This window comes from Brevibacterium sp. Lmc1 (assembly GCF_057654315.1).
Genome location: NZ_CM172803.1, coordinates 3,621,408 through 3,633,336, shown reverse-complemented (window position 1 = coordinate 3,633,336; position 11,929 = coordinate 3,621,408). Strand labels below are relative to the sequence as shown.

Annotated in this window: 12 protein-coding genes; all 12 read left to right on the top strand. The window is 63.8% G+C overall.

Going from position 1 to position 11,929, the window contains the following annotated elements; translation table 11 throughout:
• Positions 1-41: 41 nt before the first annotated feature.
• The 12 genes from AC239G_RS16275 to AC239G_RS16220 all read left to right on the top strand — a co-directional run bounded on the left by AC239G_RS16275 (position 42) and on the right by AC239G_RS16220 (position 11,926).
• Positions 42-701, top strand: coding sequence for a phage scaffolding protein (locus tag AC239G_RS16275; protein ID WP_487489288.1), 660 nt, complete (start codon positions 42-44; stop codon positions 699-701).
• Between the two features lie 41 nt (positions 702-742).
• Positions 743-1,561 (top strand): phage major capsid protein, encoded by an 819-nt coding sequence (locus tag AC239G_RS16270; protein ID WP_458311653.1) that lies wholly within the window; start codon positions 743-745, stop codon positions 1,559-1,561.
• A 15-nt stretch (positions 1,562-1,576) separates the two neighbouring features.
• A complete protein-coding gene (locus AC239G_RS16265; protein ID WP_487489287.1) occupies positions 1,577-2,002 on the top strand; it encodes a hypothetical protein in 426 nt (141 codons plus the stop codon).
• Between the two features lie 14 nt (positions 2,003-2,016).
• The gene (locus AC239G_RS16260) at positions 2,017-2,610 is read left to right on the top strand and encodes a hypothetical protein (protein WP_487489286.1); all 594 of its coding nucleotides are present in this window, start codon (positions 2,017-2,019) and stop codon (positions 2,608-2,610) included.
• Positions 2,607-3,011, top strand: a complete 405-nt coding sequence (locus AC239G_RS16255) for a DUF6093 family protein (protein WP_487489285.1) — start codon at positions 2,607-2,609, stop codon at positions 3,009-3,011. The genes AC239G_RS16260 and AC239G_RS16255 overlap by 4 nt, the downstream gene beginning before the upstream one ends.
• Before the next feature lie 10 nt (positions 3,012-3,021).
• Complete coding sequence (locus tag AC239G_RS16250) at positions 3,022-3,414, top strand: hypothetical protein (protein WP_487489284.1); 393 nt, start codon at positions 3,022-3,024, stop codon at positions 3,412-3,414.
• Positions 3,411-3,833 carry a hypothetical protein gene (locus AC239G_RS16245; protein ID WP_487489283.1) on the top strand — a complete coding sequence of 141 codons (423 nt, stop codon included), beginning with the start codon at positions 3,411-3,413 and terminating at the stop codon, positions 3,831-3,833. Before AC239G_RS16250 ends, AC239G_RS16245 begins: the two co-directional genes overlap by 4 nt.
• Positions 3,834-3,905: 72 nt before the next feature.
• Entirely contained in the window at positions 3,906-4,184 is a 279-nt protein-coding gene (locus AC239G_RS16240) for a hypothetical protein (protein WP_458311647.1), read from the top strand.
• 9 nt (positions 4,185-4,193) lie between these two features.
• Positions 4,194-4,709: a phage tail tube protein gene (locus tag AC239G_RS16235; RefSeq protein WP_487489282.1), complete on the top strand. Its 516-nt coding sequence runs from the start codon at positions 4,194-4,196 to the stop codon at positions 4,707-4,709.
• Positions 4,710-4,806: 97 nt separating this feature from the next.
• Positions 4,807-5,346: a hypothetical protein gene (locus AC239G_RS16230; RefSeq protein WP_487489281.1), complete on the top strand. Its 540-nt coding sequence runs from the start codon at positions 4,807-4,809 to the stop codon at positions 5,344-5,346.
• Positions 5,347-5,495: 149 nt separating this feature from the next.
• Positions 5,496-5,717 carry a hypothetical protein gene (locus AC239G_RS16225; protein WP_173151344.1) on the top strand — a complete coding sequence of 74 codons (222 nt, stop codon included), beginning with the start codon at positions 5,496-5,498 and terminating at the stop codon, positions 5,715-5,717.
• An 11-nt stretch (positions 5,718-5,728) separates the two neighbouring features.
• The gene (locus tag AC239G_RS16220) at positions 5,729-11,926 is read left to right on the top strand and encodes a phage tail tape measure protein (RefSeq protein ID WP_487489280.1); all 6,198 of its coding nucleotides are present in this window, start codon (positions 5,729-5,731) and stop codon (positions 11,924-11,926) included.
• The last annotated feature ends 3 nt before the right edge of the window (positions 11,927-11,929 follow it).

Below are 11,929 nucleotides of genomic sequence, written 5' to 3'. Positions count from 1 at the left end.
TGGCGGCACCCCACCATGCGCAATGCAGGAGGAGAACACCCATGTCAACGCTCAAACCCGCTGACGATCCGAAACTCACCGAGAACAGTGACGACGAGGAAACCAACCTTGACGATGACACCTCGACTGAGGACGACTCGATCAACGATCACGACGGCGAGGATGACGACGAGGACGGTAGCGATTCGCTCGGCGACAAGGGCAAGCAGGCCCTCGACCGTATGAAGACTGCTCGGAACGAGGCGAAGAAGCTCGCGAAGGAACGCGAGGCCGAGATCGCCGAACTCAAACGGCAGTTGGCGGCGAAAGACAAGACGCCCGAGGAGAACGAACTCGAGCAGGCCCGCGCCGAAGCCCGCGCCGAGGCGATGACCGCAGCCAATGCCCGCGTGATCCGTTCCGAGGTGAAGTCCGCGGCTGCCGGCAAGCTCCGAAACCCGGCGCTCGCTCTCCGCCTGCTCGACCTTACAGATTTCGATGTTGACGAGAACGGGGACGTCGACACCGAGCAAATCCAGGAGGCCATTTCCGACCTGCTGGAAGAGAACCCCGAACTAGCCGCGCAAGGCGGCAACGCGAGTTTCGACTCCGGGCGTGGCAAACAGCCGCGGAAAAAGAAGCTCACGAAAGACGATCTCAAGGGTATGTCTCCGGACGAGATTACCAAGGCCTACAACGAGGGCCGGATCGAAACCTCATGACTCCCACCAGGGAAGTCACCTAACCAGAAGGGACGATCGCCATGGCGATTACCAATTTCATCCCGGAGATCTGGTCGGCCAAGATGCTCACCGAGTTCCGCCACACCGCGGTGTGGGCAGGACTCACCAACCGTGAGTACGAGGGCGATCTTAGTTCGGGGAACAAGCTCCACATCACCAGCCCGGTGCCGATCGCGATCAAGGACTACAAGGCTGCGAACCGCACCACCAGTGCTGATGCAATCTCGGACACCGGCATCGAGCTCGACGTCGACCAGGAGAAGAACTTCGACTTCTACGTCGACGACATCGACCGCGCCCAGGCCGCCGGCAACCTCAACGAGTACACCAAGTCGGCCGCCGACGGACTCGTTGAAGATGCTGACAAGTTCCTCGCCGCGCTCGCCGTTACCAATGGCACCGCGGTGACTCCCGGCGCTCCGGCGACGGATGCGAAGACCGCGTGGAATGTTCTGCGCGACCTGGTCAAGGCCCTCAACAAGGCTGCCGTGCCGAAGGAGAACCGTGTCTTCGTCGCGAACGCTGAGTTCGAGGCGCTGCTCTTCGAGCATGACTCGAAGATGACCAACGCTGATCAGTCCGGGACTACCGAGGGCCTGCGCAACGCCTCTCTCGGCAAGATCCTGCGACTCGACGGGTACGGCTCGGAGAACCTGCCTGAGACTGACGCCCCGCAGGTCGTGGCCATGCACCGTTCGTCTCTGGCGTTCGTGTCGCAGATCCAGAAGACCGAGGCGATGCGCGCCGAGAACAAGTTCGCTGACCGTCTGCGTGGCCTCCACGTCTACGGCGCAAAGGTTGTTCGCCCGAAGGCCATCGCTGTCTACACGGCAGCCTGATCGGGAGGTTCACTCATGACTCTCGTGAAGGGACCCAACGGTCTCGTCTTCGACGTGGCCCCGTCGGTCGCCTCCGGGCTGATCGGCGGCGGCCACGTCGTGGCAGTCGAGGCCAAGGGCAAGAAGAAGTCCAAGAAGGGCAAAGTCGACTCCGAGGAGCAGGAGGCCCAGTCGGGCTCCGAGGTGGAAGATTCTGAGGCTAACTCGGACGATTCCTTCCACGAGACCAACTCGGACCGGGCTGACCAGGGCGAACAGTCCGAAGAACAGGTGGAAGATTCCGACGACGATTCGGACGAGTCTTCCACTGAGACGCCTGCCGTCCCGTCCGGCAACGCGTCCCGCGGCGAATGGGAGGCCTACGCGCTCGCCCAGGGGTTCGCAGAGGAACAGCTCGACGGGCTCAAGCGCGACGAGATCCGCGCACTGTTCGACGAATGAGGGGGTGACTGACGATGCTGATCCAACCCACGGCGCTCGCGCTCTACGGCGAGACTTTCGAGGACTCCGAGACCGCAACGGTCAATGAGCTCATCGAATCGGCATCGTCAGCCATAACCTCTGCCGCCGGCACGGGCATACTCGCCGAGACGTCAACTATCGAGGTGCTCGGGCTCAACGAGCGGTTGCTCAACCTGCCTGGTGCCCCGATTCGTCGAGTCGACGAGATCCGTGCTGATGGTGAACTGATCGACCCGAACACCTACCGAGTGGCGAGCAATGGCGTGTACCGAGCGCAAGGCTGGGCATGCGGCGCTGCTCTTCCCACTCTGCGGATCACCTACTTCCATGGCTTCGACGTCACGCCGAAGGACATCCAGACGCTCTGTGCATCCATGGTGATCGCGGGTCTCATCGCTTCCCGGGAGGGAGGCTGGGATCTGCAGAACGGTCGCATGTCCTCGATCGGTGTCGACGACTATCGAGAGTCCTACGCGACGTCCGGTGAGGGCATCGAGCAGGTCACTCCGATGGATCTGCCTGAACGCACCCGCAAGGCGTTGCGGAAGCGGTTCGGTGGGTCTGTGGCCGTGGTGAACTCGCTGTGAGCGCCCGGGCACGCGCAGTCACTCTGCGGGGTCGCCGCCGCGCCGAGGCTCTGATGCAAGATCAGTGCCTCCTCCGCCGCGTGACCGGAGAGACCACTGACCGGGAGACCGGGAAGGTGGTCCCGGTGTATGCCGACGTTTACACCGGCAAGTGCAAGCTGCAGTCCTACGAGGGCTACGAGCAGGAGAAGAACACCGCCGAGACCGCTCTCACGGTCCAGCGCATGTCCGTCCACCTGCCGGTCGGCGCGTACCGGATCAACGTCGGCGACGTCGTCGAGGTCACCGCCTCCCGAATGGATCCGCTGCTGGTGGGCCGGAAGTTCCGCATCACGCAGGAGGCACCGTTCAAGACGTTCGCCACCGCTTACCGCGTGTTCGTCGATTACATCGCTGACTGAGGAGGACCGAATGCCGTTGGACACCTCAGAGACTCAGAACCTCGTCGATGCGCTCGACAAGTTCGACTCTGATGTTCGTTCAAAAGCGGAAGCCGTGCTGGCCAAGGGTGCCGTGCAGATCAAGAAGAACCTGCAGGAAGATGCCCGAGGGTCGCGGTACTTCAAGCAGTTCGCGAAGAAGATCAGCTACGACACCACGAAGCGGAAGAACACCACTGAGGTGGAGATCGGCCCGGAGAACGACAAACCAACCGGGAAGAATCCCGGCGGAGGCCCCGGCGCGGCCATCGCCTACTTCGGCGGCGCGAACGGTGGCGGTGGCACTCTCGACTTCGACGGACCAGTCGAAAGGGAGTTCGATTCGATCGACGAGTACATGAAGAAGCTCGGAGACGCACTGTGAGCAGCATCCTCGCCCTCTCCGACGCGATCGAGGCCGTGTTCCCCGAAGGGACACTGTTCGAGGCCGTGAAGCCCAACGAGAACGGCCAGTACGTCGAGTCCGCGTTCCCGTGGACCGTGGCACGCGTCCAGATCCCGAACACACTCTCCCGGTCCATGGCCGGTACCAGGCACGCGCAACGCGTCCGCATCACCGTCACCATCGCCGGCATCACGTTCACCTCGGTCCGCGTCATCGTCGACAAGCTCGACCCGGTTCTCGAAGGCGCTCGACCCACCGCGGCCGGATGGTCACTCTCCCCGGTGCGCATGCTCAACGCACGCGACATCGTCGAAGACGAGTCGATCACTCTCACGACCGCGAACCGGCATCCGGTGTACACGGTCCTCGAGTACGAACTCACCGCCGCCCGCAGCTGACTCTCCCAACCCACCACAGGCCTCGCACCGTCCCGGCGCGGGGCCTTCGTCATGCCCACACCAGGAGGCCCCATGTACGTCCGTGTGAAGGACAAGACCACGAAGCACCAGTTCGACGTGCCGGAGGGCGACCCCCGCATCGGCACCGCCTTCGAACTCCTCGATTCTGCCCGGTATCCGCGTGCGCGCTCGCCGCGGCCGCCGAAGCATCACGTCCCTGTGAAGTCGGCTCGTGCCGCTGAGCAGGGTCCGTCCGACACCAGCCCGGCGTCGGACTCGCAGACCGAAGCACCCGCTGAGGCTGCCGAAACACCTGAGTCGAAGCCGGCTCGGGCCAACTCAAGAAAGTGAGGCCATGTCATGGCTGAAATTCCATCGACGCCGGCGGACGGCAACTTCAAGGTCGTGTACGTCCCGGCTATCGCAGACACCAAGGCTCCGAAGCTCGATGAGCTCAATGCCGCTGGTGCTCTCGACATCAGCTGCTACCTGACTGGTGACGGCTGGAACCCGACCAAGGAGCAGGCGACGATCTCGGATCCGCGCATGTGCTCGCGGCAGGAGTTCGGTCGCCCGGGCCGGAAGACTCCGGGTCTGTCGATCACCGTCATCGACAACACCAACTCCGACAACGAAGCCGACGCGAATGAGGCTGTCGAGACGATCACCGAGGGCGCCCAGGGCTACTTCGTGGAGCGTGTCGGCGTGCCTTACGAGGAGGAGTTCGCCGTCGGCCAGAAGGTCAGCATCTACCCGGCCACCGCTGGTGAGAAGCAGCTGCTGGCACCCGAGGCGAACTCGGTGACCCGGTCCACGATCCCGCAGTTCATCTTCGCGGATGTGCAGACGGACAAGCCGATCGTCGCGGCTGCCTGATCCACCCCTACTCCTGGCCGTGCGTGGCTTTTCTCCTGTCCACGCACGGCCAGGGCATCACCCCACCACCCAAACAGGAGAGAACAGGAGAAGCACCATGTCGAAGCTCGGCACAACCCGCCCCACCACCGTCGTCAACCACGTCGTGAACCTCGATTTGCTCGCCGAACACCAGGCAGCGTCCCAGGAGCTCGAACGTCTCAACCGCGTGCAGTCCGCCGCTGATCGTCTGAACTCCGCGTACTCAAAGGAGATCCGCGAGCAGGCGAAGAAGATCCAGGAGATCGAGGCGCAGATGGACGAGTCCACCGTCTGCGTGAAGCTCAAGGCACTCAAGCGCGCCCAGTACGCCGAGGTGGTCGCCAACCATCCCCCACGTGAGGATAACGACGTCGACACCGCGTTCGGCGTCAACACTGACACGTTCGGTGACGAGCTACTGCCCCTGTCGATCGTGGACGCATGGAACAAGGCCACCGGAGAGAAGGTCGACTTCACCGGCGATGACTGGGCCGAAGAGGCAGCCGAGTTCACTGATGCCCAGTTCAGCGAATTCGCGATGGCGGCCCTCAACATCAACCGAGGTGCGACCGCGATCCCTTTTTCGTCGATCGCCTCCGCCGTGATCCGGAACTAAGACGCGAAGTCGAGGCGGCAGAACGCCTCGGCATCAGCGTCAAACGCTTCAACGGCTGGGAGCCGACCACCACCTACGTCTATGACGAGGATGGTCGGCTCCTCTCGTCCCAAGCCGAACCCGAATGGGACGAGACACAACGGAACTGGATGCTCTCACTCACCGAGTACAGGGCCGGTCTCTGCCCGATCTGCGGGTACCCGAAAGACGTCTGCCAGGCGCTCGAGAACGCCGGACGGTTCGATGTGCCCCCTCCGGCCAGATGCCACGCAACGACCGCGCTGCGGCAGTTCCAGAAGGACCGCGAGTACGACGTCCCCGACGCGCTCGTGTGGTCCGCGATTCTCAAACCCCCAACCGCGACTACTTGAGGAGGTGACCCTTGGCTGATCGTTCTGCAGCGTGGAAGCTCTCGCTCGATTCCACTGGTGTCGTCACTGGCACCCGTGTGGCGAAGAGCGCACTGCGTGATCTCAACGCCAACGGCATTTCGCCTGCGCGTGCGCAGCTGGCCTCGTTGGAGAAGTCAGCCAGGGAGCACCCTCAAGCGTGGGACGCGGCTGGTAAGGCCGCTCTCGGGTTCGGCACGGCAGCCGCGGCAGGATTCGCACTCTCGGGCAAGGCGGCCATGTCGTGGCAGTCCGACTGGACTGGCGTCACGAAGACCGTCGACGGATCCGCGAAACAGCTCGGCAGTCTCGAATCGGGTCTGCGTCGGCTCGCGTCGAAGGAACTCCCGGCCACCCACACGGAGATCGCGGCCGTCGCCGAGGCGGCCGGCCAGTTGGGCATCAAGACCGGCAACGTCCTGATGTTCACGAAGTCCATGATCAACATGGGCGAGTCGACGAACCTCTCCGCCGAAGAGGCAGCCACCTCATTGGCTCGGTTCTCGAACATCATGGGCACCAACCAGAAAGACGTCGGCCGCCTCGGTGCCGCCGTCGTCGGCCTGGGCAACAACTTCGCCACCACGGAACGCGAGATCGTGGAAATGGCGATGCGCATCGCCGGTGCCGGCAAGCAGGCGAACCTCACCGAGGGTGACGTCCTCGGCCTCGCCACCGCTCTCTCCTCCGTCGGTATCGACGCGGAGGCCGGCGGTACCGCGATCTCGATGGTCATGAAGAAGATGGGCAACGAGGTCTCCGGCCAGGGTGACAAGCTCGAACTCTTCGCTCAGACCGCAGGCATGTCCGCCGGCCAGTTCTCCAAGGCGTGGGAGACCGACGCCGCCGGCGCACTCACTACCTTCGTCAAGGGACTCGGCCAGGCACAGGCATCCGGTGAGAACGTCAACGGCACCCTCACTGCTCTCGGCATCACCGGCATCCGCGAATCCGACGCCCTGCTGCGCCTGTCCAGCGCCTCCGACGTCCTCAAGGACGCGCTCGCCACCGGCAATGAGGAGTACGTGCGCGGGATCGCCCTCATCGAGGAAGCGAACAAACGTTACGACACCGCAGAGTCGAAGGTGCGGATCGCAGGCAATGCGATCAAGGACGCTTCGATCGGGTTCGGCCAGGTGTTCCTCCCCGCCGTCGCCGATGCCGCCGAAGGTGTCGAGGGACTGGCGAACTGGGTCGGCAACCTCCCCGCGCCGGTCAAGGAATCTGTAGGCGCATTCGGTGCTCTTGCTGGTGGTCTTGGGCTCGCCGCGGGCGGCTTCCTGGTGCTCGCTCCCAAGGTGTTCGACGTCATCGACGGTTTCAAGCAACTCAAGTCGGACTTCCCTGACCTGATGGGCAACCTGGGCAAGGTCGGCCAGGTCGCTGCCGCGGCCGGTGCGGGTCTCCTCGTTGTTGGTACTGCCGCTGCGGCTGCGTCTCAGCACATGCAGTCGCTGGAACGCGACACCACGCCGACGGCGTTCATGGAAGCGATCGTCAACGGTGGCGGCAACGCCGAGAAGATCCTCAAGGGCATCAACCGGGAAATGCAGGACGTGTCCGTCGTCGGTGAGAAGACGAAGGGCACCTTCACCGAGGTCGACAACCTCGCTGGCGCTTTCGACCGCCTCTACAACTCCACGTTCTCGGACAAGATCAACACTGGTCTTGGTTGGATCCCCGGTGTCGAGTCCGGTGCGGAGAAGGCGACGAAGGCTTTCCGTGACATGGACAAGGCCGTCACCGACCTCGCCACTGGCGGTTCCCTGCAGTCCGCGCAGGACGGGTTCAAAGCGGTCATGTACGAGGGCCGCGCAGGTGGTGTCGCCCTCGAGGAGACGTTCGACCAGTTCCCGGAGTATCAGAAGCAGACGTACGCGCTCGCCGAGGCTGCTGGCCTGTTCACGAACTCCATGTCGGAGTCGGAGAAGAAGTCGATCGCGCTCAAGATCGCCTACGGGGAGATCACCCCGGCGATGCTCGAGGCCGAGGCCACTGCGAACGGCAACGCTGATGCTCTCACTGAGCTCGGCGCAACCGCGGAGACCACTGAGGACAAGATCAAGTCTCTCGCCGACGAGATCCGCGGGTTCGGTTCCGCGCAGCTCGACGCGCGCAAAGCCAACCGTGAAGTCGAGGCGTCGTTCGATGACCTCGACGCCGCGATCAAGTCCGGAAAAACCTCGATCGATGACTCCACCGAGGCCGGCCGCAAGAACAACGACATGCTCGACTCCGCGGCCCGCAGCATCAATGAGGCGACGGCGGCGAACATCGAGAACGGCATGTCTGCTGAGGACGCTTCGAAGAAGCACAAGAAGCTTCGCGACAAGCTCGTCGAGCAGGCGACCGCGTTCTTCGGGTCGAAGAAGAAGGCGGAAGCCTACGTCGACCAGTTGGTGAAGACCCCGGACGAGATCGAGACCGACGTCAAGATCAACACCGGTGAAGCCGTCTCCAAGCTCAAGAACATCCAGCAGTGGATCGACGGAGTCAAGGACAAGACCGTCTGGGTGCGAGTCAACGAGGTCCACGTTCGCCAGGAAGGCAACGAGAAGGTCTACTCCTCGGACCCGAAGAACAAATCGGTCCAGAAGTTCAAGGCCGACGGCGGCATCCTCGAGTACATGGCCGACGGCGGCCTGCGCCCCATGTCTCCGATCGCGGAGATGGTGCCCCCGAACACGTGGCGCGTCGTCGGCGACCGCATGGACGTCGACGAAGCCTACGTCCCCCTCGACGGTTCCCGCCGATCCTGGAAGATCCTCACCGAGGCACTCACCCGCATGCCCGGCACGATCCCCTTCGCCAAGGGCGGCATCGCCTCAGCCGAGCGCCGAGTCGACCTCGCCTCTGACGACCTCCGCGACGCCCGCCGCGCGAAGTCCGACGCGAAGTCGAAGTCCACGAAAGCCACCGCCGCGAAACGGGTCCGCGTGGCAGAAGACGCGCTCACCTCGGCGAAGAAGAACCTCAAAGCCGTCAAGGCCGAAACCAAGGCGGCCGAGGAAGCAGCGAAACTCGCGAAGGAACGCGCCAAGGAAGAACGCGAACGTCGCGCCCGCGTCGGCGAACTCCGCACCGACCTGCGCACCGACATCCGCCGCGGCGACGTCCGCGAACAGGTCACCAGTGGCCTCTCCGGCGCATACTCCGCCGTCGACCGCCTGCAGGGCCTCGCCGACAACAAAGACCTCTCCCGCGGCGCGCGTCGCCGTGCTGGCATTCAGGCTCGCCAGTACGAGAAGTCCCTCAAATCGCTGTACGGCACACTGGATCGGCTCGAGAAGAAGACCGAGAAGGCACAGGACAAGCTCGACGAGCTCAAGCAGATCCAGTCCTCTGTATCGTCGTCGATCGAAGGTCGGGCGTACGAGCTCGATGTGTCTTCGCAATGGGCGCAGGACAAGAACGGCACCTGGCAGCAGACCACCGGAGTCTCCGGCGTGCGCACGAACGCGGCCGCCGCCGCAGCCAAGGTGAAGGGACTGGCTGGGAAGCTCAAGAAGCTCGCCAGCATGGGCTACGGTGGCGCGATCCTGCAGGAAGTCGCCAGCGCGGGTTCCATCGATGAATCAATCACCATGGCCGACGAACTCCTCAAGGGTTCCTCGTCGGACGTGAAGTCGATCAACGCCTCCTACAAAGACATCGCGAAGTACTCGAAACAGGCCGGCACGTACGTCACCGAAGGTTTCTACTCCGGTGGGGTCAACGCGGCCGCCGGACTGGTGAAAGGCCTCGAGTCTCAGCAGAAGACCGTCGAGAAGACGATCGAGAAGATCGCCAAGGGCATGGAGAACTCCCTCAAGAAGGCCCTCGGTATCCACTCACCCTCGACGGTCATGTACGCCCGCGGCGTCGACACCATCGATGGGTACGACAACAGTCTCACCGACGGCATCACCCGCATCCAGGACACCGCTGCCAAGCTCGGCCTCGCAGCTGTCCCACCAGTCTCCGCGTTCGGCCCCATCCGCACGGAGTACGCCACCGAACCTGCGTTCTCCTCCACCACGGACTCATCCCTCACCACCTCGGCGCTCGCCTCGCCGGCGGCCGAGGGGCCGACTGATCTGGCCGGGTCGCAGCTGGGTGCGGATGTGTCGTGGGAGGACACAGTCGCAACGACTGAGGAAGCGCTCACGTCGATGCAGGCCCTCACAGAGGCCGCGTATCTCAAGATGACCGCTGACACGGATGCGTCTCTGTTGGCCCGTCAGGACGGCACTCTCGCCGCGATGACGGGAATGCAGGAGACGATGACGACCGGGCTCACGGTGATGGGCACGGATCTGGCGTCGAAGATGTCGACGATGGCCGGCACGCAGTCGACGGCGCTGTCGGGGATGGTCTCGAATCAGGTGAAGAACCTCGAGACCATGGCCTCCGATCAGTCGAAGAACCTCAAGGCGATGGGCAAGACCCAGTCGGATGAGTGGTCGGCGATCAAGAAGTCGACGACCACCACGGCCGGTGACATGCGCAAGGGCGTCGACACGACCATGGGCAACATGGACAAGGACGCTTCGTCGCGCCTGTCCACCCTGGGCAAGACCACGGACGCCGGTTTCGGCGCGATTGAACGTGGCGGCAAGGCCAACTTCTCCGGCATGCGCTCTGGCATCGACAAGACGATGGAGAAGATCCCCGGCGACGTCGGCGGGTCCCTCGACAGCACAGCCGATGTGCTGAACTCGTTCGCGAAGGAGATCAACAAGTCCTTCGGTTCCGTCGGTGTGAAGCTCTCCGGCGTGAAGAAGCCCAAGGGCGGATTCGCTCGAGGCGGCATCCTCCCCGGGTTCACCCCGTACTCGGCCGGTGACGACCAGCTCACCCCGATGCGTTCCGGCGAGGGCGTGTACGTCTCCGAAGCCATGCGTGATCCGTACGAGCGGGAACGTCTGCACAAGGTCAACGCAGCCGCACTGCGCGGTGAACCGTTGCACCAGTTCCGGGAGGGCTACGCCGGCGGCGGCATCATCTCCGCCGGAAAGTGGTGGGAGGCGCGCGGCGCCAGAGTCGGCGAACACTCGCACTGGGGCAGGGTCGGTCGGCACTCCCCGAACTCGCAGCACTACAACGACAACGCGATCGATGTGAACTACGGTCCCGGCGGGCAGAACGCGATCGAGACTCGGTTCTTCGATGCGAACATCGCCGCGTTCAAGGCTGCGTTTCCGTGGGCGTTCGTCCTGTGGAAAGCCGCCGGGCACTTTGATCACCTCCACGCCGACAACCGGGGTAAGGCCGTCGGTGGCGGGGCCATGGACGCTGGCATCCTCGGCGACGTCTCCTACACGGGAGACATCAAGAAGGAACTCGAGAAGGCCGCCCGCCGCAAGGGCAAGGAACTCATCGCGAAGTACTCCGAGAAGCTCGACGGCAACACCCTCACCGGGCAGCTCGGTGTCGGTGTCATGGAAAAGGTCGTCGCCGGATCGATCAAGCAGGCCAAGGAGTACGCGAAGACCTTCACCGAGGGTGAGGGCGATTCTGGCGGGAACGTGGAGCGGTGGCGGCCGACGGTCATCTCCGCTTTGAACTTCATGAACCAGCCCCTGTCGAACGTGGGCCGCACTCTGCGTCGCATGAACCAGGAGTCCGGTGGTAACCCGAACGCGGTCAACAACTGGGACATCAACGCGAAGCGCGGTTACCCGTCGCAGGGTCTCATGCAGGTCATCCCGCCCACGTTCCGCGCCTACGCCCGAGCACCGTACGACAAGAACATCCTGGACCCGATGTCGAACATCGTCGCGTCCATGTCCTACGCCCTGGCTCGGTACGGGTCACTGGCGAAGGCATACGACCGCCGCGGCGGATACGCCCGCGGCACACTCTCCGCCGCACCCGGCCTGCACTGGGTCGGTGAGGAGGGCCGTGAGCTCGTCGACTTCGGCGGCGGAGAGCGAGTCATTCCTCACCAGCAGTCCGTGTCGATCGAGAACCAGCTCATGCGCTCCGTGCCGTCCACGATCAGCCTCGACCAGGCCTCCATCGATGCGATCGCCACCGCGGCCGCCAGCCAACTCACCGCCGGCGCCCTCGCGACTGAGTTCGAGGGCATGCAGATGACGCTGCGGGTCGGGGACCAGGACATGGCCGGGTACGTCATCGCCACTGTCGCCAACGGATACGAAGACTCGAAGCGCCGTGTCTCTCGATCCTCGAACCTGATGCGGAGCTGACTC

Excerpts from the sequence above, each read along its gene's own strand:
- AC239G_RS16230 (WP_487489281.1), top strand. The coding sequence starts at position 4,807 with ATGTCGAAGCTCGGCACAACCCGCCCCACCACCGTCGTCAACCACGTC.
- AC239G_RS16240 (WP_458311647.1), top strand. The coding sequence starts at position 3,906 with ATGTACGTCCGTGTGAAGGACAAGACCACGAAGCACCAGTTCGACGTG.
- AC239G_RS16250 (WP_487489284.1), top strand. The coding sequence starts at position 3,022 with ATGCCGTTGGACACCTCAGAGACTCAGAACCTCGTCGATGCGCTCGAC.
- AC239G_RS16270 (WP_458311653.1), top strand. The coding sequence starts at position 743 with ATGGCGATTACCAATTTCATCCCGGAGATCTGGTCGGCCAAGATGCTC.
- AC239G_RS16225 (WP_173151344.1), top strand. The coding sequence starts at position 5,496 with ATGCTCTCACTCACCGAGTACAGGGCCGGTCTCTGCCCGATCTGCGGG.
- AC239G_RS16260 (WP_487489286.1), top strand. The coding sequence starts at position 2,017 with ATGCTGATCCAACCCACGGCGCTCGCGCTCTACGGCGAGACTTTCGAG.
- AC239G_RS16265 (WP_487489287.1), top strand. The coding sequence starts at position 1,577 with ATGACTCTCGTGAAGGGACCCAACGGTCTCGTCTTCGACGTGGCCCCG.
- AC239G_RS16275 (WP_487489288.1), top strand. The coding sequence starts at position 42 with ATGTCAACGCTCAAACCCGCTGACGATCCGAAACTCACCGAGAACAGT.
- AC239G_RS16235 (WP_487489282.1), top strand. The coding sequence starts at position 4,194 with ATGGCTGAAATTCCATCGACGCCGGCGGACGGCAACTTCAAGGTCGTG.